Here is a 24,297-nt window from a genome sequence, read left to right on the forward strand (position 1 = left end):
GGGGTCGGGTGAGCGGTGCGAGAGCTAGACAAGACGGCAGTCGAGAGCGGCGACCCCCGCGATCGCGGCGGTGATCCGCGACCCACGGGCGACGGCACCGACGCCGCTCGGGGTGCCGGTGAGTATCAGATCTCCCGGTTGCAGCGTGATCGACCGCGAGAGTTCGGCGACGACCTCGGCCACCGACCAAATCTGCTGGGAAAGGTCGCCCGTTTGCCGGCGTTCGCCATCGACGTCGAGCACGATCGAGCCGTCTGCGGGGTGCCCGATGTCGGCTGCGGCGACGAGTGCGCTGATGGGCCCGGATTGATCGAAGCCCTTGGCGAGGTCCCAGGGGCGCCGCAGCGCCTTGGCATCGGCCTGCAGATCGCGGCGCGTGAGGTCGATCGCGACGCCGTACCCCCAGACGGCTGCGAGAGCGTCCGATGCCGAGACATCGACGACGGTGGCGCCGATCGCCACCGCGAGTTCGATCTCGTGGTGCAGGTCGTCGGTCGCAGGCGGATACGCGATGTCGGTGGTGCCTGACTCCGGGCACGGGATCATCGCATCCGCCGGCTTCGTGAAGAAGAACGGCGGTTCGCGATCCGGATCGTGGCCCATCTCTCGACTGTGCGCCGCATAATTGCGACCGACGCAGTAGACCCGGCGCACGGGGAATCGCGACGATGATCCGTGCACGTCGAGCAGCGTCGGGCGCGGGATCGGAATGACGGTGGCCTCCGCTGCCCCTGCCGTCTCCGCGCTCATGCGGCGACCACCCGACAGATGACCGATCCCGATTGCAGCTGCTCATCGATCGCGATCGCGAGTTCGGAGACGACCCCATCGTGCGGTGCGCGCACGGGGCGCTCCATCTTCATCGCTTCGACGACGGCGAGCGTGTCGCCGGCCGTCACGCGGTCGCCATCGGCGACGGCGACGCGCACTACGGTGCCGCCCATGCCGGCCCGTACCGCGTCGGCCGCAGCGGCGGTCGGGGTGTCTGCAGCGGCGAGCGCCGAGTCGGTGTCGCCGGCTGCCGAAGCGGCGGCGCCCCCGATGACCTCGGGGAGTACGACGACGAGACGCCGGCCGTCGACCTCGGCGACGATGCGCGTGAGCCGGGCGGCGGAGCCGGGGGTCGAGGCGGCTGTCGGCGCACCGGAGTGCGCGTAGTGCGTGTCGATCCAGCGCGTGTAGACATCGCGCCCGTCGTCGTCGACGAACACGGGCTCGTCGACGATGCGGCGGTGGAAGTCGAGCGTGGTCGGCACACCGTCGATCACGGTTTCGGCGAGGGCGCGTCTGGCCCGCTTGATCGCCGCGTCGCGCGTCTCGGCCGTGACGATGAGCTTCGCGATCAGCGAGTCGTAGTGCGTCGGAATCGTGTCGCCCGCGCGGTAACCGGTGTCGATGCGGATGCCGGGTCCACTGGGCCACTCGACGCGCGTGAGCGTGCCGGGGGCCGGCGCGAAGTCTTCCGCGACGTCTTCCGCGTTGATGCGGAATTCGAGGGAGTGGCCGCGCACCTCGGGCACCGACTCGATGCGTGCGCCGGAAGCGATTGCGATCATCGACGCGATCAGGTCGACACCGCTCACCTCCTCGCTCACCGGGTGCTCCACCTGAATGCGCGTGTTGACCTCGAGGAAGGTCACGCGGTCGCCGTCGACGAGGAACTCGCAGGTGGCTGCGCCGACGTACCCCGCAGCGCGCAGCACATCAGCGCTCGACGCCTCGAGTCGGGCGAGCTGCTCCGGGGTGATCGTGGGTGCCGGGGCCTCCTCGACCACCTTCTGATTGCGTCGCTGCAACGAGCAATCGCGCGTGGAGATCACGGCGACATTGCCATCGACATCGGCGATGCACTGCGTTTCGACGTGGCGCGGCGTGGCGAGGAAGGTCTCGACGAAGCACTCGCCGCGGCCGAACGCCGCAATCGCCTCGCGCACGGCCGAGTCGTACGATTCGGCGACCTCGGCGCGATCGTGCACGACTTTGATGCCGCGGCCGCCACCGCCGTAGGCCGCTTTGATGGCGACGGGCAATCCGTGAGCGTCGACGAAAGCGAGTACCTCGTCGACACCGGTCACCGGATCGGGAGTGCCGGCCACAAGCGGAGCCCCGACCTCCGCGGCCAGCGCGCGGGCCTGCAACTTGTCGCCCAGACGACGGATCGCGTCGGGTGACGGACCGATCCAGGTGAGCTCCGCGGCGAGCACGCGCTCGGCGAACTCGGCGTTCTCGGCGAGGAAGCCGTAGCCGGGATGCACCGCATCGGCGCCCGCGCGCTGCGCGACCGCGAGGAGCTGGTCGATGTCGAGATAGCCCTGCTCGGGAGCGTCGCCGTTGAGGGCAAACGCCTCATCAGCCCGCTCGGCGTGGAGTGCGTCGCGATCGCTCGGCGAGTACACGGCGACGGAGGCGATGCCGAGGTCGGCGCAGGCGCGCATGATGCGGACGGCGATCTCACCGCGGTTCGCGATGAGGATCTTCTGGGGGAGTGGGCGGCTCGGGTGCGTGAGGAACGTCATCGCTCGATCGGCTCCGATCTGGGTGAGGTGTGCAGAGAAATGTGAGGGCGTGCGGTGTCGTGTCGCCAGCGACGGCGGGCGAGAGGTCGTCTCGGCGGTGCGGCGGCCTCGGGAGGTGCGGTGCCTCGCGTCGTCGGGGCCGCCAGGCGGTGGCCGAGTGCGACGAAGAGTGCGGCGAGTTCGGTGTCGCTCGGATGCCCGGTGACACGCGCCCCGTGCAGTGCGCGCATCATCTCGCGGCCACCGCATTGCGACGGGCCGGCACCGGGGCGTCGATGCCGCTCCACCGGACGAGTGCGGCGAGCAGTTCGTCGGCCGTGCGCGTCGCGTCGATCGTGCGCGCCTCCTTGATGACGGTGTCGGGCCACGCGAGGAGCTCAGGCACCAGTTCGGGATCGCCGAGCAGGTCGCGCAGTGGCGCGCCGAGGCGGCGGGTGATGAGTGCGGCGATCGGAATGGCGGCCTCCGCGAGCGCCCGAGCGAGCGGGTTCACTGCGCTGCCCCCCGTTTCCGGGTCGAGGCCCGGAACGTCGAGCACTGCGATCACCGGGAGCCGGAAGGCATCGCAGAAGGAGAGAAAACGAGCGGTGGCGCGCAGATCTCCGGCCGAGACCGCCCCGTCTCCGGCGAACGTGGTGCTCGATATCGTGCCTATCGTGTGACCGTCGAGGGAAGCGAAGCCGCACTGCAGGGCCGCGGACGCGGCCGTGATGACCGTCGCGGCGTCGTCGACGACGCGGTCGATCACGGTCACCGGATCCTCTGTTCCCGCGAGCGAGCGATCGCTCACCCGGGTTGCGGGCGTCGCTCCGATCGGGGCGGGGAGGGTGCGATTCGCCGGGAGTCGTCGCAGGATCGACGCGACCCATTCGACCGCGTCGTGATCCTGCGAGAAGTGAGGAGCGTCGACCTCGCGTTCCACCGTCACCGCGGTCGAGAAATCGGCGGCTGCGGCGCGCAGCCGGCCGTTGGTCGTTCGCCTGCCGGTCTCGATGGCGAGGTGCGGCACGACGCCCGAGAGCAGATGCACCGAGGCGAGCTGCCCGCTGACCGGCAGCGCACCGCCGTCGATGAGGACGGTCACCAGCGGAGTGCCGGTGCGGGTGGCGAAATCGACGGCGCGGTGGGCCGAAAGCGGGTCGGCGTCGGTGCCGCGCTCGACGACGAGCACGACGGGGGTGTCGGCGACGTTGCCGGTCCAGGCGGCACTGAGCGCGTTGGCGGCCAACGGAATCGCATCGGTTCCGAGCAGCGCTGCGGCCCAGTTCTCGAGGGGTGCGTCGATGGCGCCCGGACCTGCGGACGTGTCGGCTGACTCGTGCATTCGTGCTCCTATGCATCGGTGTCGGGGTTTGACTTATACGAAGCATACACTGTATACATGGTCCGTGACACTCACGAAGGAGTGCCGGTTCACGAAAGAAGGACTATGACTGCGCTGCAGCGTCGTACCGCCTCGCGTATGGCAGAGATCGCCCCATCGCCCATCCGCGCGATCTTCGATCGCGCCGCCGAGCTCGAAGCCTCGGGCCGCAAGATCTTTCACTTCGAGATCGGCCGACCCGACTTCGATACCCCGCAGGTCGCCAAAGCCGCCGCATCGGCGTCGCTGGATCGCGGCGAGGTGCACTACTCGGCGAACCCCGGCACGGCGGAGCTGCGCGGGGAGATCGCGACGTACCTCGCCGACCGGCGCGGAACGCGCTACGACCCCAACGGCGAAGTGCTCGTCACGATCGGGGCCAACGAGGCCGTCTTCCTGAGCTTCATGGCCTACTGCGGGGCCGGCGACGAGATCGTCATGCTCACTCCCGCCTGGGCCCACTACGAAGCCTGCGCGAAGCTGGTCGGAGCCACCCCGGTCGCGGTGCCGCTCGACGCGGCGAACGGCTACCGCTTCGACGCCGAGGCGCTGCGCGCCGCCATCACCGAACGCACCGCCATGGTGGTGATCTGCACGCCGAACAACCCGACGGGCGGCGTGCTGACCGGCGAAGACATCTCCGCGATCGAAGACATGCTCTCGGGCACCGACATCGTGCTGCTCTCCGATGAGATCTACGCGGACCTCGTCTATGGAGACGCCGTGCACGAGTCGCCCGCAGCGCGCGACTCGCTGCGCGAGCGCACGCTCGTCGTCGGCGGATTCGCGAAGGCGTTTGCGATGGACGGATGGCGTCTCGGATGGCTCGCCGGCCCCCGTGAACTCGTCACGCCGGCACTTCGCGTGCGTCAGTACACCACGGTGTGCGCGCCGACATTCCTGCAGCCGGGTGCGGCGGCGGCACTGCGCGATGCGCGTGATGAAGCGGAGCAGATGCGCCGGTCGTTCGAGACGCGTCGTGCGGCGGGGCTCGAGATTCTGCGCGCCATTCCCGGTATCCGCGTCGCCGACCCCGATGGTGCCTTCTACTTCTACGTCAGCTACGACGCCGGCACCGCCGAGCCCGCCCAGCAGCTCGCGATGCGTCTGCTCGAAGACCACGGCGTCGCCGTCGTTCCGGGCACCGCGTTCGATCCCGAACACGGTGCGCACTCCTTCCGCATCTCATACGCCTGCGACATCGATGACCTCCGCGAAGGTCTCGCCCGCATCGGCACCGCCTTCTCTCAGCAGTAACCCCATCCTCAGAAAGGACTCCCAGTGACCACCATCACCCAGGACCGCCACGCCGAAGTGGTGCAGGCGATCCTCGCGCTCGCCCCTGACGGCGTCGGCTTCGTGCCGAGTGCGAGCATCGCCCCCATCATCAAGTCCCTCGTCGCGCACGGGGAGGCCGGTGATCTCGAGCAGGTCTACCCGCTCTCGCGCGAGGAAGAGGCGATCGGTGTCATGGGCGCCTACCCCTTCGCCGGCAAGTTCGGTGTGCTCGTGATGCAAGACAACGGCTTCGGCAACGCGCTCACCGCGCTGACGACGCTCGCCGTCTCGTACCACCTGCCGCTGCTGATCGTCGCGAACACGCGCGGCGGCCTCGGCGAGTACAACTCGATGATCCACTCCATCTCGGCACCCGTACCCGAGCTGCTGCGCAGCACCCAGATTCCGGTCTTCACCGTCGATCGGCGCAACTCCGCCGAGGACTGGGGCGCGACCGTGCGCGAAGCGGGCAATCACGCCCGCATGACCTACCGGCCGGTCGTCGTGCTCATGGAGTTCTTCGACCACCGCGACGAGAAGGCGAAGGCATAACCGATGAAGCGCATTGAAGCACTCGAGATCCTCGTCGATCGCACGCCCGACGCACCCGTCGTGGCGACCTGCGCCGCGACCAGCCGCGAGCTCGCGAACGTCGCCGATCGCGACAACCATCTGTACCTGCTCGACGCCATGGGGCTCGCGATCTCAGTTGGCACGGGCCTCGCGCTCGCCGTCGATCAGACCGCGGTCGATCGCGTGTACGTCGTCGAGGGTGACGGCTCGCTCCTGATGAACCTCAACGCTGCGGCGACTGCCGGCTACCTCGCACCCGAGAAGCTCGTCATCGCCCTGCTCGACAACTCGGTCTACGCCTCGACCGGGGCGATTCCGACGCAGGCGACCAAGATCGATCTCGGTGCGATCGCCGAGGCCTCGGGCCTCAAGGTGCTTCGCGCGAACGACCAGGAGTCGTTCGCCGCAGCGCTTGAGCAGGCTGCCGCCGAGCCCGGTCCCTGGTTCATCCACGCGAAGATCTCGCCCGAGAACATTCCGAACGCGAAGCTGCTGCTCATCGACCCCGTCGTGCACGGGCACCGCTTCCAGTCCTGGCTCACCGGGCGGATCTGAGTCATGTCGTCGATCGCGATCAACAGTGATGTCGCCGAGGGCTTCGGCGCCTGGTCTTTCGGGGCCGATGAGGAGCTGCTCGAGCACATCACCGCCGCCAATGTCGCCTGCGGGTTCCACGCCGGTGATCCGGCGACCATTCGCAGCATCACGGACCGCGCGGTCCGCGGCGGGGTCGCGATCGGCGCGCAGGTCTCGTACCGTGACCTTGCGGGCTTCGGCCGTCGGTTCATCGATGCCGACGCCGAAACGCTCTGGGCAGACCTCGTCTACCAGATCGGGGCGCTCGAGGTGTTCGCTCGGGTGGCAGGAGGTGCCGTCACCTATGCGAAAGCGCACGGTGCCCTCTACAACACGGCAGCACGGCACGAGGTACATGCGCAGGCGCTCGTGGATGCGGTGGCAGCGACCGGCCCCGACCGCCCGATTCTGTGCCAGCCGGGCACGGAGGTCTGGACGCGCGCGGAGCGTGCCGGCCTGACCCCGATCTGCGAGGTCTTCGCCGATCGCGCGTACACCGATGAGGGCCTGCTCGCAAAGCGCGGCACGCCCGGTTCCCTGGTGACCGATGCCGACGAGATCGTCGAGCGCAGCCTGCGCATGGTGCAAGAGGGAACCGTGCGCACGGTGTCGGGAGCGAGCTTCGCGTTCCCGGTGGCTCCCGGATCCGTCTGCATTCACAGCGACACGCCGGGTGCCGGTGCAAGCGCCGCCGCGCTGAGCACTGCGTTCCGCGAGGCGGGCATCGAGTTGGTCGGGATCGGGGGGCCTCGATGACCCAGATCTTCGATGCCGGTACTCGCGGCCTGCTCGTCGAACTCGACGGAGTTGCGGCGATTGAGCGGGTGCTCGCCCTGCGGGGCGGCCCGCTCGTCGAGTACGCCGTGCCGGCCTCGCGCAGTGTGCTCGTCGTCGCCCGCTCCGAACAGTTGGTCGCGGCCTTGCGCGTCGCGATCGAACGCGCGGCGACCGGCGATTCCGATCTGGCCACGGCAGCGCCGCGCACGCCGCGTACGCACATCATTCCGACGCGCTACGGGGGAGCCGACCTGGCCGAGGCAGCCGGGCTGTGCGGCATGAGCGAAGCCGAGTTCGTGCGCGCGCACGCCGAGAGCGCGCACCGCGTCGCGTTCTTCGGATTCGCGCCGGGATTCGCCTATATCGATGGTTCCGACCGACGGTTGGAACTGCCGCGACGCTCGAGCCCCCGCAAGTCGATCCCCGCGGGCATGGTGGCCGTCGCGGCGCTGCAGAGCGTCGTGTACCCCGGCGGAACTCCGGGTGGCTGGCATCTCATCGGGCAGACCGACTTCGTCTCCTGGAACCTCGCCGACGAGCCGCCGACCCCTTTCTCGGTCGGCGACACCATCGTGTTCGAACCGATCGGAGCCATGCCGTGACCGCCGCTTCCCTGCCTGCTTGCGCCCGAATTGAGATCGTCGATGCCGGAGCGTCCACCACCGTGCAAGACGGTGGACGACTCGGCAGCGTGCACTACGGCGTCTCGCCGTCAGGGGCAGTCGACCGCCGTGCACTCGAGACCGCGAACCGTCGACTCGGCAACGACCCGCACGCGCCGGTGCTCGAAAGCCTGCTGGGCGGCCTGTCGTTCCGGGTGAGCGCTGACCGCTGGTGCGCCGTCAGCGGTGCTCGCGCCGCTGTGCTGATCGACGGAGCTCGGGTCACCGAGCCCGAGCGCTTCCTGGCGCCGAGCGGATCCCGCATCGACATCTGCGAGGCCTCGCGCGGGCTCTACACCGTGCTCGCGGTCTCCGGCGGTATCGACGCCGCACGGACGCTCGGCTCCGCCTCGACCGACACGCTCTCGGGGATCGGGCCCTCCCGCCTCACCGCGGGCGACGCATTCGAACTCGGCGACGCACGAGATCCGGCCGACTCGGTGCACCCCGACGTCTCCCTCCCCTCGGCACGCGCCGAGATCGCATTCCGCTGGGGGCCGCGCGACGCCCAGTTCGACGTTGCCGACCGCGAACTGCTGCTGCGCACCGAGTGGATCGTCTCGAACGACACCAACCGCGTCGGGGCTCGTCTCGACGGCGCGCGACTCCGCGGCGGCGACGGCACGCTGCCCAGCGAAGGCATCATGACCGGTTCCATTCAGATCCCGCCGTCGGGCCAACCGATCGTGTTTCTCGCCGATCGACCCGTCACCGGCGGGTACCCCGTCATCGGCGTCGTCGACGAGCACGATCTCGGCCGCTTCGCCCAGGTGCGCCCCGGAGCGCGCGTCCGGTTCCGGCCCCACCCCTGATTTCAGTCCGCAGTACCCCTGTTCCACCCGTCCCATCCCACGCAACACACACGCCCGTACCCCGAGCGCTCGAATCCACTGGAGATTCGAGCTACATTGACGAAGGAGTCAACATCCCATGTCACAATCACCATCCACCGCGACGCTTGCCATCGGTCCACTGACCGACCGCAAGTCGCGCAAGGCAGCCATCGCCGCCCTGATCGGCACGGCGATCGAATACTACGAGTTCGGCGTCTACGGCTACCTGGCCGCGATCATCAGCCCGCTCTTCTTCCCCGAGCAGGCCCCGGGCATCGCACTGATCTCGACGCTTGCCGTCTTCGGCGTCTCGTTCGTCGTGCGTCCCATCGGCGGAATCGTGCTCGGCCGCCTCGGAGACCTGGTCGGTCGCAAGGCCGTGCTGCTCACCACCGTCATCGGTATGGGCGTCGCCACTGCGATCACCGGCGTACTGCCTACTCACGCGCAGATCGGCATCTGGGCTCCGATCCTGCTGCTGCTCGTGCGCATGGCGCAGGGCTTCTTCGCCGGCGGCGAGGTCACCGGTGCCGCCACCTACGTCGCCGAGTCGGCTCCGGTCGGCCGCCGCGGCTTCTTCGGCGGGTTCACCCCGATGGGTGTCGCATTCGGTGGCACCGCAGCCGCCACTGCCGTTGGTCTCACCACCGCGATCCTCGGAGACGACATCATGAACTCGTGGGGGTGGCGCATCCCGTTCCTGCTGTCGATCCCGCTCGTGATCCTCTCGATCGCGATCCGCTCCACCCTCTCCGAAGCGCATGAGTTCGAGAAGCTGAAGAAGAAGGATCAGCTTCCGAAGGCACCGCTGAAGACCGTGCTCACCCAGCACCCGGGTGCCGTGATCCGCGTGATTCTCGTCTCCTTCGGTCAGAACGCCGGCTACTGGGTCGGCTTCGTCTTCATGAACATCTACATGACCCAGTACCTTGAGGTGCCGCGCACGACGGTGTACTGGACCATGGCCTGCATCAGCTTCGTGATGGCATTCCTCATGCCCATCGCGGGTGCCGCGTCCGACCGCTTCGGGCGCAAGCGCGTGCTCGCCGTCGGCTTCGGAGGCTACGCTGTGCTCGTCATCCCGATGATGCTGCTCATGGGAGTCGGCAGTGTGCCGCTCGTCATCGCCGGCATGTTCATGCTCGCACTGCCGATGCCCATCGTGCAGGCGGTCGGCTACCCGACCTACACCGAACAGTTCCCGACCTCGGTGCGATACACGGGCATGTCGCTCGCGTTCAACATCGGCACGATCCTCGGCGGCGGCATCACTCCGCTGATCGCGACGTCGCTGATCGAGAGCACCGGCAACCTGCTGATTCCCGCCTTCATCCTGGTCTTCGCTGCGCTCGTCGGTCTGCTCACCGTGTCCCGTCTGCGCGAAACCGCGACGACCGAACTCGAGCACCACTAAGTGACCCGCTCGGGTCGTCAGATCGGAGACTCTCCATGAACGAGCACATCACCTCAGCACACCAGCTCCGCAGCCTGATCCGCAGCGGCGCGTGGAAGCAGCCCACCGCGGGTTTGCTCCCAGGCGTGCAGCAGGCGAACTTCGTCGCTCTGCCCCAGGCAGACGCGTTCGAGTTCCTCCTGTTCTGCGTGCGCAATCCGCAGGTGTGCCCGATCATCCACGTCTCCGAGCCCGGCGACCCGATCGTGTCGCTCGAAAGCGGCGACGCCGACGTGCGCACCGACATCGCGAAGTACCGGGTGTGGCGCGACGGCGAGCTCGTCGCCGAACCTCATGACGTGAGCGAGTACTGGAGCGATGACCTCGTCGGCTTCCTGCTCGGCTGCTCGCACACGTTCGAGGGGCCCATGCTCGACGCAGGGTTGCCGCTGCGCGTCTCCGCGGAATCCCCGGCGCCGCCCGTCTACCTCACCGACCGCGAAACCGTTTCGGCGGGCCGCGTGGCCGGGCCACTCGTGGTGAGTATGCGCTCGTTCCCGGCCGAACTCGTCGACGAAGTCACCGCGCTCACCTCGCGTTTTCCGACGGGCCACGGGGCTCCGGTGCACATCGGCGACCCCGCCGAGCTCGGCATCGCCGATCTCGCGACCCCCGATTTCGGGCCGGCGCCAGAGGTTCACGCCGACGAGGTGCCGATGTTCTGGGCCTGCGGCGTCACCCCGCAGCTCGTGCTTCCGCACCTGCGCTCGCACACGCTGATCACGCACGCCGCCGGGCACATGTTCGTCTTCGATCACCGCGTCACCCCGGCTCGATGACGATCGCGCGATGAGGCAGGTGGTGGCCTATTGGGGTGCTCCAGTGCCCCGATTGATGCACCTCCGTTGCCGCGTGGGCGATCCGGCGCTCAAACATCGTGTATACAAGTAATCGTGCCTCAGAAATCCGCATCGACACCCGCCAACGGCGTCAGCCCGGACGACATCGCGCACGTGATTCGTAATGCGATCGCGGACGGGCTCTACGCCCCGGGCGAGCGGCTTTCGCAGGTCGAGCTCGCCGAACGATTCGCGGTGAGCCGCATTCCGCTGCGCGAGGCACTGCGCACGCTCGTTTCTGAAGGCCTGCTCGAGCACGACCAGCGGCGCGGCACCGCCGTCACCGCGTTGAACCGCGAGCGCATCAAAGAGATCTACGAACTGCGCGCGCTCATCGAGCCGAGCTTCGCGACCGAGATCGTGCGCAACATCTCGCGCGCCGACCTCGAAGACCTCGAACGCCGGGTCGACGAAATCGAGCGCACGGGGGCGTCAGACCCCGACCACTGGTCGCAAGAAAACTTCCAGATGCACCTCGAGATGTACCGTCTCGCGCGACTCCCGATCAGGTACGACGCGGTTTCGCGCCTCTACTACCTGCTCGAACCCTACTCGCGCATGTACGTGCACAACTCGGGCGGCCGCCCGCGGGCGGAGTCGGAGCACCGCGACATGATCGCCGCGCTGCGCGCGGGTGACGCCGCAGCGCTCGAAGCGGCCATTCTCGCCCACGTGCTCGGGGGGCACGAGGGATTGCTCGAACAGGCGAACGACCTGCCCTGACCTGCTGCGGGGCGACGCAGCGCGCGCCGTCGCCGTCGCCGATCAGCGCACCCGCAATGCCTCGGGCAGCACCTCGACCGTGAACGCGGTGACCTCGCCGATATCGTCGCCATCGATCTCGAAGGCACGGGCCTCGGGCAGCACTACCGAGACGCGACGCGCCTGCAAGTGCTCCGTCGACTCGGTGCTCTCGGCCGCGGTCGACTGTGTGAACATGCGCTTCAGGCCGTTGTGCCAGACGAAATTGCGCATCGTGTCGAGCCAGGCACCGGCGTCAGCCGCACGCAGCACGAGCAGATCGAGTCGGCCATCGTCGGGCTGCGCGTCGGGCAGCAGGGTAATGCCACCCTGAATCGACCCGCAGTTCGCGATCAGCAGCGTGTGGGCGTGCTCGGTTTGGGGTGCCTCGCCATCGAGGGCGAGCGAGAACTCCACGACCTCCGCGCCCGACGCCGCGCGCCCGAGCGACTCGACGTAGGCGAGCCAGCCGGCCTTTGCCTTCAGTTCGTCGTCGGTCTCCACGATCATCTGCGCATCGATGCCGAAGCCGACCATCACGACGAAGCCATGCTGTTGCTCTTCGCTGTCGCTGCTGTCGTCGCCCTCGCCGTCGCCGTCGCCGTCGCTCGCGAGCGTGAACCGCACGCGGCCGAGATCGAGCGGTGTCGCCTCGCGGGTGAGCACCCGGGTGAATGCCGCGCGCGCGTCGCCGAGCGGAATCCCGAGGTTGCGCGCCAACAGGTTGCCCGTGCCCAGCGGCACGACGCCCAGGTCGGCGGCGGGCGATCCGGAATCACCCAGAGCCTCGGCCACGGCCCGCACCGTGCCATCGCCACCTGCGGCGACGACCACGTCGCATCCCCGGGCGAGCGCGGCGGCTGTCGCGCCGAGCCCGGCATCGTCTGGGGAGGTCTCGAACCAGGACGCATCGGGGCGTGGGCCGTCGAACTGAGTCACCGCGTCGTCCCAGGCCGTGCGCAACTCGCGCTCAGAGACCTTCGAGGGATTCCAGACGATGCCGATGCGCTGCGCGACCATGGTGCCTGCTTTCGTGTGCGGGGGTGACGAGGGATTCGGGAAACTGAACGAGTCGGCGGGCGATGGGTCGAGCGCGGGGCCTGAACCCGGCAAGCGGAGGGAAGCCTCACAGTGCGGCGAGCAGCGCCTTCCAATGCGCGCGCCACTCTTCGATGCGATCGCCGTCGGCCAGACCGTCCTGGCTCACCGCGAGAATCACCTTGTCATCGCCCTTCGGCGTCGCCGAGATCTCGACCTTGCCGGCGCCGTCGAGCGAAAAGCGCCAGAAGCTGCGCTTCTCCGTGCGAGAGGGCCTGGGATCGCCGGGAGCGTGGCCGAGGTGTTCGGTGCGATCGCCGTGGGCTGCGGTCCACGCCTCGATGGCGGCGTCGCGGTCGAGCGTGAGCGTGCGGCTGGCGCTCACTCGGAACGTGCCCGTCGATGACTGGCCCGGCACCCGCAGGCCGGCGTGCTGCTCGTAGGCGATCGCGATGCCCTGCGCCCACCAGTCGGGGTTTTTCAGATCGTCGGTGACTGCCGCCCGCGCGATCTTCGCGATCTCGCCGTGGGGCAGCGTCGCCGCTCCCTGCGCCTCGAAGAGCGCGACCCAGGCCCCCCAATCGCGGCCCGTCGCACGCTCGATCGCCGGCACGTTCTCGGCCCGGGTGCGATTGCCGTCAGTCATCGAGGCCCCTTTCGACGTTGCGCTCAGTGTACCGGGGCGGTGCGTGCTTGAATAAGGGCATGCAGGTCGTGGAGGGTGTCGAGATTTCCGAGGAAACGGGTGCCGGCCGCGAGGGGCGCCGCTACATCGAACACGTGTCGTCGCAGCACCGATCCGCCGGCATCACCGACTCGCAGTGGCCGGCCGACGCCGACGGGCCCGCCGCCGAGCCTCAGGAGTATCGCGTCGATCTCGAGCGCATCCGCTTCTCCTCGTACTTCGCTCGCCTCTCCGACGTCACGCAGGTCGTGCCGCAGTCGGGTGTCGGCCCGGTCATGCACAACCGCCTCACCCACTCGCTCAAGGTGAGTGCGGTCGCGCGTGTCATCGCCGCCCAGCTCGCCGGTCGCGCCGCGCAGCACGCCGCGTTCGTGCGGGGCGATCGCGCCGACGATGACGCCGTCGGTGCGACCGTCACCCGGCTCGGGGGATGCGACACGATCGTCGCGCAGGCCGCCGCCCACGCCCACGACCTCGGGCACCCGCCGTTCGGCCACCTCGGCGAGCGCGTACTCGACCGGGTCGCCCGCGAGCAGCTCGGTCTCGCTGAAGGGTTCGAGGGCAATGCGCAGAGCTTCCGCATCCTCACCCAGCTCGACACGCTCGGCCGCGACTTTCCTGGTCTGAACCTCACCGCAGCCACTCGCGCTGCCACCCTCAAGTACCCCTGGACGCGGAGTGCGTGGGTCGGTGTCACCGAGGCGGCGGTCGCGGCGCCGGATCGCCCCCGCGGCGTCGGCATCGACTCCGTGGGCGGTGCCGAGAAGTTCTCCGTGTACAGTCTCGACCACGTCGAGATGGAGACCGCGCTGCTGCCGTTCACGGCGATCGGCAGCGGGGTACAGACCGTCGAGTGCGCCGTCATGGATCTCGCCGACGATATCGCCTACGCCGTGCACGATCTCGACGACTTCACCCGCGCCGGAGTGCTGCAGCAGTCGTCGGTCGCCGGCGAGTTCCGCGCCTGGCTCGACCGCTCGGGCGCGCTCGCCGCAGAGGCCGACGACGCGCTCCTCGCCGAGTGGCGTAGGCCCGGCATCTCGCTCGAACTGCTGTGGCGCAGACTCCACGCGAAAGACGGCTGGATCGCCGACCGTGACGCGTTCCGCGCCGCCGTGCGCCGCGTCAGCGAAGAGGTGGGGGAGTCGCTCCTCGCCGCCCCGTACGACGGGGGCATCGACAGTGAGCGATCCGTCTCCGATTTCACCCGCCGCTGGATCGACCACCTCCGCACCTCCATCGTCGTCGAAGACCGGCCGCACGTGCGCAGCGGACACGTGCGCCTGAACACTCAGGCCTGGCATGAGGTGATGGTTTTGAAGTTCGTGCACGCCCACTTCGTGCTCGAGCGACCCGAGCTCGGCCAGCCGCAGCGCGGGCGGGCGAAGGTCGTCGAGCAGCTCGTGCTCGGCTTCGACGCCTGGCTCGCCGACCGCGACGATGCCGGGCGCGCACCCCGCCGCCTGCTCGAGTGGGCGGAGGTCGCGACCGACGCCGGGTTCGCCGTGCGTCGCGACCGGCCCGAGCTGCTCATGGGCGACACCAGCGACGCCGGCATGCGCCGACAGGGGCGCACCCGCGCGATTCTCGACTACGTCGCTTCGCTGAGTGATCAGCAGGCCGTCATCACCCATCGAGCCCTGACCGGAGGAACCACCAGTGAGTAAGTCCCCGCGCGAAGCCCGCGCGCCGCAGGTGCGCGCGTCGCAGGTTCGCGACCGCGACCGCCTCATCACCGAACTGATCGAGGTCGGCCGAGACGCTGTCGGTCGTGGGCTCGTGCTGGCGAGCGCCGGCAATCTGTCGGTGCGGGTGTCGGATCGCGAGTTCCTCGTCACCGCGAAGGGCAGCTGGCTGGATCGCCTCACCCCCGAGAGCTTTGCCCTGCTGACGCTCGATGACGACGAGACCGGTGCACCCGTCGACGTCGGGCCGGAACCGTCGAGCGAGTGGAAACTGCACCACCGCGCCTACCGTGCGCGACCCGACGCCGAGTGCGTGCTGCATCTGCACCCGCGCACCGCCGTGGTGCTGGCCAGTCTCGGGCGGCCGATCCGCCGCCTCACCCTCGACCACGCGTACTACCTGGGCGAAATCGCGGTCACCCCCTTCTTCCACAACGGCACGGATGAGCTCGCCGACACCGCAGGCGAGGCGCTGCGCGATCACGACTGCGTCGTGATGCAGCACCACGGCTGCTCGGTCGTGGCCAGTGACGTGCAGATGGCGTACCGGCGCGCGCTCAACCTCGAAGACGCGGCGCAGGCGACCGCGCTCGCGCTGCAGCTCGGCGACACGGACACGGTCTTCCCGGACGACTCCGCGACCCACGCGTAGGTAGCGGCTGGCGGCTGGCGGCTGCCGTTGCCGCCGCTGCCGCCGGCCCCGCGCGTGCCCGCCGGCCCCGCGCGTGCCCGCCTGCCCCGCCGGGCCCCTCCTTTCGCGCCGACCCCCTCCTTTCTCGCCGACCCCCTCCTTTCTCGCCGACCCCCTCCGATGTGCCCGCGAACTTTGGAGGGACTCGGCGAGAAAGAAGGGGGTCGCTGTTGATTTATTCCGCATGGGTCAACAATCGAGAACGAGGGACCTTGGTCGTGAATGGGACTCGAAACGCCGTCAGCATGGAGCCGAAGCGTCGTGCAGTCCACGCTTCGCGGGCGCCCCACCGAATGAACCGGCTGCTCGTTGTCGCCGCGAGCCAATCTTCGCGATCTTTTTCTTGAAGCACCATTTGGCCCACATTGAGATTTCCTCGAAGCGCAGGGTCGAGATACTTGGTCCGTCCATCACACTCGCCAAACACGCCATGATCGGGGAGAAAGAAATCGACGAAGTACCAGCCGCCGTTGCGTGCGGGCACCTCGAACTGGGGTATAACGGAAATGTTGAACTCGTGAAAACGCCAGCGACTGACGCTCTCGAGGGGTGAATCTGCGCGGGCGTCCGCGAAATCAACGATGGTGCGAAGCAATCGAACTCCGCGTTTCCCAGCCGCAGCGAGCGTGCGCGCAGCCATCTCTTCGTGCCATTGCCCAGCAGCGTCACTGTCAACATGTCGCCCCGACCGCGCACTCCTCCCGAGCACGACGTCTGCCGTGGCGACCAGACTTTCTGGAGCGAGAGACAGCATCGACAGGTCGACGAGGGTGCGGTTCGGGGTGGTGTGTGCGAACCCCCAAGATTCGGTGATGTCGCCCTCTGGAACGTCGAGCTCATGGCGTACGAGAGAATCGCTGCGTCCGTGGGCAGACAATGAAATAACGTGCGGGGGCGAATCGGTGCAGCCCCAGAATGGCAAACCCAGGAGTGCCGCGGCTGATTGATGCGAAAAGATTGGGACTCCACGGGACTCCTTTGCCGCCACGATCACGCGGGCAAGGTGGCTCTGTTCCACGCAACAGTTCGCCCACGTCGTCATTTCAACGACGTATCCCTTCCCGATTCGATGCCACACCCCTGTATGGAGCAGCCGTGCGAGTTCGCGGCGAGAAACTCCAGCATCGAGATGTGCGCCGATTGAAGTGATCGAAGCCTCGATGAGTGCGATGCGGTGTGGTGCCTCCATCGTCCGAGTGAATCGCACTGCGAAAGCCTCCATTGTCTGAATTCGCAGAATGTGGATGAACCGGGGAGCTGCGGCGCCTGTGAGCGCTTCGTCGGCGCAGCCGTATTGCAAGCTCACCGGCGACCGCGAGCCCCTCCAAAGTTGCCGAGCCCCTGCCAAATGCGCGGGCAGAATGGAGGGGCTGGGCGACTTGAGAGGGGCTCGACGAAAGAAGCGCCGGGAGTCAGCCCGGCCTACGGCGCGACCGGGAACTCCTGCGACGCATCCCACGGCACTGCCCAGCCGAGCTCGTCGAAGAGGCTCGCGAGCACCATGCCGGTGAAGCCCCACACGAGGTGCCCGCCGAGGTGAGAGCCGAGCGAGAACGCCGCGCCGCGATACGTCGTGCTGCCGTGGCGCAGCACGGAGGTGCCACGAGCGGTCGGTGTGAGGAGTTCGGCGACGGGTGCACGAAATACCTCGACCGATTCTGCGTGGTCTGCGGCGACGGCACTGGGGTGGCGCCACCACCCGATGACCGGGGTCACGAGGTTGTTGCTGACGGGGATGTGCACGGGCGGCAACTGGCCGAGCACGTCGACGCCGCTCGGGTCGACGCCGGTTTCTTCAGCGGCTTCACGCAGCGCAGTGGCCGCCGCGTCAACGTCTTCGGGCTCGGCGCCGCCGCCCGGAAACGCGATCTGTCCCGCGTGGTGCCGCATACTGTCGGCGCGGCGGGTCAGCAGCACGTCGAGTTCGGCGGGCACGGTCGTGGCGCCGTGAGCGGCGGGCGCGCGGTCGAGCGTGCCCAGAAGTACGAGCACGGCGGATCGCCGCAACGGTCGTGCCCCTGGCGCGCCCTGGGGCACGTAGTCGATGGGGGCGGCGACCGGCCGAGCGAGCAGCGCGCGCAGGTCGCTCTCGGCGTCGGCGGCGGTACGGGGCATACTCGTCACCCTACAGGGGCACGGAGAGCCGCAGTTCAGCCCTCGGCGAGCAGATCGAAGATGCCCTCGGGAACGCGCTGGGAGCGCGACCACGGCTCGCGATCGCGGCGCGATACTCGCTTGACCTGCTGAGATTCTTCGCCGCGCACCTGGGTGAGTACCGCGACGATCGCGGCGCGCTCGGCATCGCTGACCTGCCGGGTGACGAAGCGGATATCGCTGCCGTGCAGCAGATCGTCGTCGGCGAGCTCGTCGCGCTTGGCGGCGTCGCGTGCGGCCGCATCCGGGGGCAGGATCGCCGAGGCGCCGTCCACCGGAGCGTCGTCCGCGGGAACATCTGAGAGTGCTGCGTGCTTGGCCATGGGTGCTCGCTTACAGCGGGATGTTGCCGTGCTTCTTGGCGGGCTGTTCGGTGCGCTTGCCGCGCAGGCCGCGCAGCGCCTTGATGACGGCGAGTCGCGAACCGGCGGGCTCGAGCACGTTGTCGAGTTCGCCGCGCTCGGCCGCGAGGAACGGCGACGTCACATCGGCGGTGTACTTCGCGGTCAGTTCTGCACGCAGGGCCTCGACGTCGTCACCGCGTTCCGCAGCTGCGGCCAGTTCCTTGCGGTAGAGAATGTTGACGGCACCCGAACCACCCATGACGGCGATCTCGGCGGTGGGCCACGCGATGTTGAAGTCGGCGCCCATCTGCTTCGAGCCCATCACGATGTACGCTCCGCCGTAGGCCTTACGGGTGATGATGGTGACGAGCGGCACCGTCGCCTCCGCGTACGCGTAGAGCAGTTTCGCGCCGCGGCGGATGACGCCCTGGAGCTCCTGGTCGGTGCCCGGGAGGTAGCCCGGCACGTCGACGAGCGTGAGGATCGGGATCGAGAACGCATCGCAGAAGCGCACGAAGCGTGCGGCCTTCTCGCTGGCGTCGATGTTCAGAGTGCCCGCCATCTGCGCCGGCTGGTTGGCGACGATGCCGACGGTGCGGCCCTCGACGCGGCCGAAACCGATGAGCATGTTCGGGGCAAAGAGTGGCTGCACCTCGAGGAAGTCGCCACCATCGAGAATCGCCTCGATGACGACCTGCATGTCGTAGGGCTGATTCTGGCTGTCGGGAATCAGCGTGTTGAGACGACGGTCGGCGTCGGTAATCTCGAGCGCGGTCTCCGTGTCGTAGATCGGCGCCTCGGCGAGATTGTTGTCGGGCAGGTAGCTGATGAGCGCCCGAGCGTAATCGAGCGCGTCGTGCTCGTCGCTCGCGAGGTAGTGCGATACGCCGCTGGTCTTGTTGTGCGTGAGGGCACCGCCGAGCTCCTCGAACCCGACCTCTTCACCGGTGACGGTCTTGATGACGTCGGGGCCGGTGACGAACATGTGGCTGGTCTTGTCGACCATGATCACGAAGTCGGTGAGCGCGGGCGAGTAGACGGCGCCGCCCGCTGACGGTCCCATCACGATGGAGATCTGCGGAATGACGCCCGAGCACATCGTGTTCAGGCGGAAGATGTTCGCGTACTTCGACAGGGCGACGACGCCCTCCTGAATGCGGGCCCCGCCCGAGTCGAGAATGCCGAGCACGGGGGCGCCGGTCTTGAGGGCGAATTCCATCGCCTTGACGATCTTCTCGCCGGCGACTTCGCCGAGTGAACCGCCGAACGTGGTGAAGTCTTGCGAGTAGACAACGACCTGGCGACCGTGGATGGTGCCCGCGCCGGTGACGACGGAGTCGCCGAACGGGTGCGTGTGCTCCATGCCGAAGCCGTGCGAACGGTGCTTCACGAACTTGTCGAACTCGACGAACGAGCCGGCGTCGAGCAGCGCGGCGATGCGCTCGCGGGCTGTCATCTTGCCGCGCGCGTGCTGCTTGGCGGCGGCCGCGGCGTCGCGATCGCCCACGGCTTCCTGGTACTTGCGGCGATGATCGGCGATGCGGTCGGCGGTCGTCGCGGGTGCGATGTTCTCTGCAGTCACGCATGCCAGCCTAGCGCGGGGGACATGCCGCAGCCCCGCGAACCTCTCCAACGGAATCGAAATTCCTTGGTCGGAATGCTACGAAGCGAGGGTCAGTCGAAGATGTCGCCGAGCAAGCCGCCGAGAATCACGCCGCCGATGACTGGCCCGAGCATGCCGCCGCCGCTGTCGCGTCCGCTGCCCCAGCCGCCGCGTCCGCCGCGACCGCCGCCGCCCCAGCCCCAGTCGTCGTTGTCGGGTCGGGAGGAGTCGATGTCACGCTGCGCGAAGCGGAGCGCTTCATCGGCGAGTTCAGATGCGCGTCGGGCGAGCCGGAGCGCGTCTTCGCGGGTGTCTTCGGTGTCGTGCATGACCGCGATCTCGCTACGGTGACGCCGCGCCTCGGCGAGCCGGGTGCGAGCGTCGGCGCCGATCCAGCCGCGGTGGCCCTCGATGAGGCTCGATGCGATACCGATGGCGTGATCGGCAGCCGCGATGCCGTGCTGCACCTGCGCCGATGAGGGCACGGGTTTCGCAGCGCGAGCGCGGGCAGCGTCGAGCGCCGCGTTCGCGCTCGAGACGAGCGTGAGGTCGGCGAACGGATCGCGTTGCCGCCCGTTCGCCACCTCGGCGAGTGCGGATTCGAGTCGATCGATCGCCGCAGTCACCGCGGCATTGCTCGCTTCGGTGCGAGCGGTAGAAATATCTCCGCGCGAATCCTCGACCACGTCGGCCAGGGTGTTCTGCGCGCGCAGCGCTTCGATTTCGAAGCCATCGACCCCGTCGAGAATCGACGAGGCACGACGCACGGTCTCGGTGGCGGTCTCGAGCGCGAGGTTCGCATCGGCGAGCGCGCCGGCTGCGCGGCGGCGATCCGACAGATCTGCGGAGTGGAGCGCGAAATCGAGCAACTGCTCGACGTCTTCCGAACTCAATCGCACGCGCTGCAGGGCGGTGGGACTGTAGCGTTCGGCGAGTCGTGCCGCAGCCTGCTGTGCGTCGGGCACGCGGGCGGTGAGTGCGGCGACGTCGTCGCGCACGCGCTGCACCATCTCCGGTGCTCGTCGGGCCCGCTCGACGCGCGCCTGCAGCGCGGAGGTGCGCTCGTCGAGTACTGCCTCCGCCCATTCGCAGAGCTGCACGATGCGCGCATTGCGCGTCCGTGTCTCTTCGGGGGTATCGGGAATGTGGTCGTGGTTCAGCTGGTGCAGCTGGAAGGCTTCGGCGAGGTGCTCCCGCACGGACGCGAGGCCGACGCGCAGCTCGGAGGTGGCGTCATCGCCGAGTTCGGCCGTGGCGAAGGCGAGCTCGTCGCCCGTCGCGCGAATGCGTTCGTCGGCGGCGACGATAGCGCTGCGTGCGCGCCGTGACAGATCGGCGTCGGTGGCCTCCTGCTGCTGCTCGGCTTCGCGATCGCGGCGTCCCCAGAATCCCACGGTGCTCCTCGGTTGTGTCGGTGGTGTGCGTTCAAACGGTGAAACGGTCAAGCAGTGAAACGGTCGGCGGTGCGACGCTGCTGAGCGAGCGCGACTGGCCGGTGACGCAGCGGAGCGAGCCGACCGGTGTCGACTCGCTCCGCTGTCGAACCCTGCGAGACGCGCAGGCGGTCGGCGACGGGCCGACCCGCTCGATTACTGGCCGATGGCCTGCTGAGGCGTGCCCGACTTGAGGGCGGCGAGACGCGCCTCGACCTCGGTGACGGCCTCGAAGTTCTCGAGCTCGTTGAACTGCGCGTCGAGCGTCGACGCCGCGATCTCCTGCTTGCCGCGCGCGAGCGCCTCCTGACGGCGGATCTTCTCCTCGAAGCGGCCGAGATCGCTGGTCGGATCGAGCACGTCGATCGACTTCACGGCATCGGCGACACGGTTCTGCGCGTCAGCCGTCTTCGAGCGCGCGACCAGCTCGGCGCGCTTCGACTGCAGCTGCTGCAGCTTGTCTTTCATGCCGTTCAGGCCGGCCTTGAGCTTTTCGGTGACCTCGCGCTGCGAGGCGATGGTCGGCTCGGCGGCGCGCGCCTCGTTCTCTTCCGTGATCTGACGCTGCAGCGCCACCTTGGCGAGGTTGTCGAACTTGTCGGCGTCGACGCTGTTGCCGGCGGCGCGCAGTTCGTCTGCCTTCGTGCTGGCGGCGATCGCCTTGCGGTTCCACTCGGCGGCGGTGCGCACGTCTTCGTCGTAGTCCTGCTCGATGAGGCGCAGGTTGCCGATCGTTTCTGCGATCGCCGACTCGGCATCAGAGATGTTGTTCGAGTAATCGCGGATCAGCTGGTCGATCATCTTCTCCGGATCCTCAGCGGAGTCGAGGAGCGAGTTGATGTTCGCGCGAACGAGAGTGGTGATGCGCCCGAGGATGGATTGCTTCGCCATGATGGGGTCCTTTCGGATGAACGGTTGGATCGAGTGTAGGGATGGGGACTGTGGAACTGCCGGAGATTCGGAAAGTCAGGGAGCCGGGTTAGAAGCGACCGCCTCCGCTGCGGCCGGAACGACTGGAGCCGCCTGAGCGGCGTGACGAGCCGCCCCACGAGGAGCCTCCGGAGCGCCGGGATGATCCGCCGCCCCACGAACTGCCCCCGCCTGAGCCGCCGTATCCGGAGTAGCCGCCGCCACCGCCGTGGCCGAAGATGCCGCCGAGGATCGCGCCGATGGCGATGTCGCCGGCGGAGCTGTTGCCGCCTCGTGTGCCGCCGGCAGCACCGCCGTATCCGCCGTATCCGCCGTTGCCGAAACCGGAGACGTCGGCCTGAGCGGACCCTAAGGCCTCTGACGCCAGCTGGGTCGCGCGCTGCGTTTCGGCCAGTGCGCCCTGCGGGTTGGCGACGCGCGCCGCTTCCGCGCGCGACAGCGCCGCCCGTGCCTCGGCTGCGCGTGTGCGCGCCGTGGCGCCGACGGCCCCGCGACGAGCGTCGATGTACGCCTCCGCCTGGCGCACCTGGTCGCCGGCCTGAGCGAGCTGCGCGTCGAGCAGTTGCCGGGCGCGCGCGGCCTCTTGTGCGGACGCGACGACGCCGTCGATGTGCGTGTTCGCCGCCTCGAGGGCCTGGACCGCGCGCGATGGGCGGCGCTCGGTACCCGACAGGTCGGTACGGGCCTGCGCGATCTGCTGTTCGGTGGCGGCGATCGCGGCGCCGACGCTGCCGTCAGGATCCTGCAGGCTGCGTGCGCCGGCGACATCGCTCTCGAGCTCGGCGATGAGCTCCGCGCAACGGGCTTCGATGCCGGTGAGCTCGGTGCCGTGCGCGGCGATCGCCTGGTGCAGCCCCTCGGCCTGAGCGACGGCGGCCTCACCCTCACGGATCGCGATCGACGCGGCGCCGGTGTCGGGTGCTGCTGCGGCGAGCGCCCCCGAGACCGTTGCCTCACGTTCGGCGGCGAAGGCGAGCAGCGAGTCCGCCTGTTGCGGGCCGCCCGCAAGCGCACCGAGCTCGTCGGCGGCATACGCGGCCGAAAGTCGCGCGATCTCTGCGGCGGCGGTCGTGCTCGCTCCTGCGGCCCGCGCCCGGCGTTCGGTGAGCGCAGCCAGCGCGGCCGGGGCGTTCTGCTCGATGGCGCGCAGGCGCTCGAACGACTCGGCTTGGGCATCGAGCGTCTCGTCGACGCTTTCGCAGAGTTCGATGATGCGATGCAGCCACTCCCGTCGCTGCGCCTCGGTATCAGGGGTCGCGTCGTCGAGCTGTTGGCGCAACGTGAACGCTTCGAGTAGCTGACCCCGCGCCGTCTCGATCGCCGTCGAGAAGTCGATGACGGCGGCGTCTCCGAACTGCGCACGCGCGAAGTCGAGCTCTTGCGCGCTCGTCTTCACCGCATCGTCGGCCGCGATGAGTGCGGCGCCCGACGTACGGTCGAGTTGCGTCAGGTCTTGCTCCACCGACTGCTGCACCCGGCGCTTGCGCGCCGCACGATTGACGCCGAATGCCGTGCCGCCGATGACGACGACGCCTGCCCCGACGCCCACCGCGATTGCGGTGTTGCGCCCCGGAGCCGCATGTTCCTTTTCGAGTTGCTCGGCCGCGGCCGTCACCGCTCCCGCGAAATCATTCGCACGCAGCTCGGGCAGCACGTTCTCTTCGATGCGATCCAGCGCACCATTGCTCAGTGACCCGCCGTTCGGTGATGACAGGTAGTACTGACGGCCCTCGGTCGACACGGCGAGCAGGTATTGCGCATCACCCAATCCGTTGAACTCCGCGGTCTCGTCGGCCCAGGCGATCCGATCGGTCGGGTCGGTGAACTGATCGACGAAGACGACGTAGAGGTCGAGCCCGGTTTCTTGCTGAGCCGCGGCGAGCCGGGCGTTCGCCGCGCTCTCTTCGCTCGCGGTGAGCACGTTGGCGCTGTCGGTCACGTAGTCGTCGCCGAGCGGGCCCGGCGCGACCGCACTGGCTGATGCGCCGGCGACGAGCATCCAGGCCGCTCCGATGAGCAGGCTCGCGAGCCAACGCCCGAGATGACGACGAGGATCCATTCGCAAGTGCTCCACACTCGGAGTGTATTGCGCCGCAGGGGGTCCGGTCTATCGTTTTCAACCC

Annotated in this window: 23 protein-coding genes; 11 read left to right on the forward strand and 12 right to left on the reverse strand. The window is 68.6% G+C overall.

Features of this window, described 5'->3' with window-relative positions; genetic code table 11:
* Window positions 1–24: 24 nt before the first annotated feature.
* The 3 genes from AMS67_RS13780 to AMS67_RS13795 all read right to left on the reverse strand — a co-directional run bounded on the left by AMS67_RS13780 (window position 25) and on the right by AMS67_RS13795 (window position 3,840).
* A complete protein-coding gene (locus tag AMS67_RS13780) occupies window positions 25–750 on the reverse strand; it encodes a fumarylacetoacetate hydrolase family protein (RefSeq protein ID WP_053387883.1) in 726 nt (241 codons plus the stop codon).
* A complete protein-coding gene (locus AMS67_RS13785) occupies window positions 747–2,516 on the reverse strand; it encodes an acetyl/propionyl/methylcrotonyl-CoA carboxylase subunit alpha (protein WP_053387884.1) in 1,770 nt (589 codons plus the stop codon). The genes AMS67_RS13780 and AMS67_RS13785 overlap by 4 nt, the downstream gene beginning before the upstream one ends.
* 229 nt (window positions 2,517–2,745) lie before the next feature.
* Window positions 2,746–3,840 carry a carboxyl transferase domain-containing protein gene (locus AMS67_RS13795; RefSeq protein ID WP_053387886.1) on the reverse strand — a complete coding sequence of 365 codons (1,095 nt, stop codon included), beginning with the start codon at window positions 3,838–3,840 and terminating at the stop codon, window positions 2,746–2,748.
* A 105-nt stretch (window positions 3,841–3,945) separates the two neighbouring features.
* On the opposite strand from AMS67_RS13795, the gene AMS67_RS13800 reads away from it, so the two are divergent.
* From AMS67_RS13800 to AMS67_RS13840, 9 genes are all read left to right on the forward strand, one after another.
* Complete coding sequence (locus AMS67_RS13800; RefSeq protein ID WP_053387887.1) at window positions 3,946–5,136, forward strand: pyridoxal phosphate-dependent aminotransferase; 1,191 nt, start codon at window positions 3,946–3,948, stop codon at window positions 5,134–5,136.
* 24 nt (window positions 5,137–5,160) lie between these two features.
* Entirely contained in the window at window positions 5,161–5,709 is a 549-nt protein-coding gene (locus AMS67_RS13805) for a thiamine pyrophosphate-binding protein (protein ID WP_241488089.1), read from the forward strand.
* Between the two features lie 3 nt (window positions 5,710–5,712).
* Window positions 5,713–6,285, forward strand: a complete 573-nt coding sequence (locus tag AMS67_RS13810; protein ID WP_053387888.1) for a thiamine pyrophosphate-dependent enzyme — start codon at window positions 5,713–5,715, stop codon at window positions 6,283–6,285.
* Window positions 6,286–6,288: 3 nt separating this feature from the next.
* On the forward strand, window positions 6,289–7,062 hold the full coding sequence (locus AMS67_RS13815; RefSeq protein WP_053387889.1) for a 5-oxoprolinase subunit PxpA: 774 nt from the start codon (window positions 6,289–6,291) through the stop codon (window positions 7,060–7,062).
* Window positions 7,059–7,685, forward strand: coding sequence for a 5-oxoprolinase subunit B family protein (locus AMS67_RS13820; RefSeq protein WP_053387890.1), 627 nt, complete (start codon window positions 7,059–7,061; stop codon window positions 7,683–7,685). The genes AMS67_RS13815 and AMS67_RS13820 overlap by 4 nt, the downstream gene beginning before the upstream one ends.
* Window positions 7,682–8,557 (forward strand): 5-oxoprolinase subunit C family protein, encoded by an 876-nt coding sequence (locus AMS67_RS13825; protein WP_053387891.1) that lies wholly within the window; start codon window positions 7,682–7,684, stop codon window positions 8,555–8,557. The genes AMS67_RS13820 and AMS67_RS13825 overlap by 4 nt, the downstream gene beginning before the upstream one ends.
* A gap of 118 nt (window positions 8,558–8,675) precedes the next feature.
* Window positions 8,676–9,992, forward strand: coding sequence for an MFS transporter (locus AMS67_RS13830; RefSeq protein ID WP_053387892.1), 1,317 nt, complete (start codon window positions 8,676–8,678; stop codon window positions 9,990–9,992).
* 35 nt (window positions 9,993–10,027) lie between these two features.
* Window positions 10,028–10,810 (forward strand): putative hydro-lyase, encoded by a 783-nt coding sequence (locus AMS67_RS13835; protein ID WP_053387893.1) that lies wholly within the window; start codon window positions 10,028–10,030, stop codon window positions 10,808–10,810.
* A gap of 114 nt (window positions 10,811–10,924) precedes the next feature.
* Window positions 10,925–11,593, forward strand: coding sequence for a GntR family transcriptional regulator (locus AMS67_RS13840; RefSeq protein ID WP_053387894.1), 669 nt, complete (start codon window positions 10,925–10,927; stop codon window positions 11,591–11,593).
* Window positions 11,594–11,635: 42 nt separating this feature from the next.
* Here AMS67_RS13840 and AMS67_RS13845 read toward each other — a convergent pair whose 3' ends face one another.
* Entirely contained in the window at window positions 11,636–12,631 is a 996-nt protein-coding gene (locus AMS67_RS13845) for a diacylglycerol/lipid kinase family protein (RefSeq protein WP_053387895.1), read from the reverse strand.
* Between the two features lie 106 nt (window positions 12,632–12,737).
* Window positions 12,738–13,295, reverse strand: coding sequence for a hypothetical protein (locus AMS67_RS13850; protein ID WP_053387896.1), 558 nt, complete (start codon window positions 13,293–13,295; stop codon window positions 12,738–12,740).
* A 59-nt stretch (window positions 13,296–13,354) separates the two neighbouring features.
* On the opposite strand from AMS67_RS13850, the gene AMS67_RS13855 reads away from it, so the two are divergent.
* Window positions 13,355–15,001 carry a deoxyguanosinetriphosphate triphosphohydrolase family protein gene (locus AMS67_RS13855; RefSeq protein ID WP_053387897.1) on the forward strand — a complete coding sequence of 549 codons (1,647 nt, stop codon included), beginning with the start codon at window positions 13,355–13,357 and terminating at the stop codon, window positions 14,999–15,001.
* On the forward strand, window positions 14,994–15,671 hold the full coding sequence (locus AMS67_RS13860) for a class II aldolase/adducin family protein (RefSeq protein ID WP_241488090.1): 678 nt from the start codon (window positions 14,994–14,996) through the stop codon (window positions 15,669–15,671). Before AMS67_RS13855 ends, AMS67_RS13860 begins: the two co-directional genes overlap by 8 nt.
* A gap of 214 nt (window positions 15,672–15,885) precedes the next feature.
* Here the strand turns inward: AMS67_RS13860 and AMS67_RS17470 are convergent, their stop codons facing one another.
* From AMS67_RS17470 to AMS67_RS13895, 7 genes are all read right to left on the reverse strand, one after another.
* Complete coding sequence (locus AMS67_RS17470) at window positions 15,886–16,899, reverse strand: hypothetical protein (RefSeq protein ID WP_156316683.1); 1,014 nt, start codon at window positions 16,897–16,899, stop codon at window positions 15,886–15,888.
* Between the two features lie 233 nt (window positions 16,900–17,132).
* Window positions 17,133–17,825 (reverse strand): NUDIX hydrolase, encoded by a 693-nt coding sequence (locus AMS67_RS13870; RefSeq protein ID WP_053387899.1) that lies wholly within the window; start codon window positions 17,823–17,825, stop codon window positions 17,133–17,135.
* 35 nt (window positions 17,826–17,860) lie between these two features.
* A complete protein-coding gene (locus tag AMS67_RS13875; protein WP_241488091.1) occupies window positions 17,861–18,187 on the reverse strand; it encodes a hypothetical protein in 327 nt (108 codons plus the stop codon).
* A gap of 10 nt (window positions 18,188–18,197) precedes the next feature.
* Window positions 18,198–19,790, reverse strand: a complete 1,593-nt coding sequence (locus AMS67_RS13880; protein ID WP_053352549.1) for an acyl-CoA carboxylase subunit beta — start codon at window positions 19,788–19,790, stop codon at window positions 18,198–18,200.
* A 92-nt stretch (window positions 19,791–19,882) separates the two neighbouring features.
* Window positions 19,883–21,205, reverse strand: a complete 1,323-nt coding sequence (locus AMS67_RS13885; RefSeq protein ID WP_053387900.1) for a coiled-coil domain-containing protein — start codon at window positions 21,203–21,205, stop codon at window positions 19,883–19,885.
* A gap of 195 nt (window positions 21,206–21,400) precedes the next feature.
* Window positions 21,401–22,135 (reverse strand): PspA/IM30 family protein, encoded by a 735-nt coding sequence (locus tag AMS67_RS13890; RefSeq protein ID WP_053352547.1) that lies wholly within the window; start codon window positions 22,133–22,135, stop codon window positions 21,401–21,403.
* A gap of 88 nt (window positions 22,136–22,223) precedes the next feature.
* The gene (locus tag AMS67_RS13895; protein WP_156316684.1) at window positions 22,224–24,248 is read right to left on the reverse strand and encodes a TPM domain-containing protein; all 2,025 of its coding nucleotides are present in this window, start codon (window positions 24,246–24,248) and stop codon (window positions 22,224–22,226) included.
* Window positions 24,249–24,297 lie beyond the last annotated feature (49 nt).

Source organism: Leucobacter japonicus, assembly GCF_001273855.1.
Classification (GTDB): Bacteria; Actinomycetota; Actinomycetes; order Actinomycetales; family Microbacteriaceae; genus Leucobacter; species Leucobacter japonicus.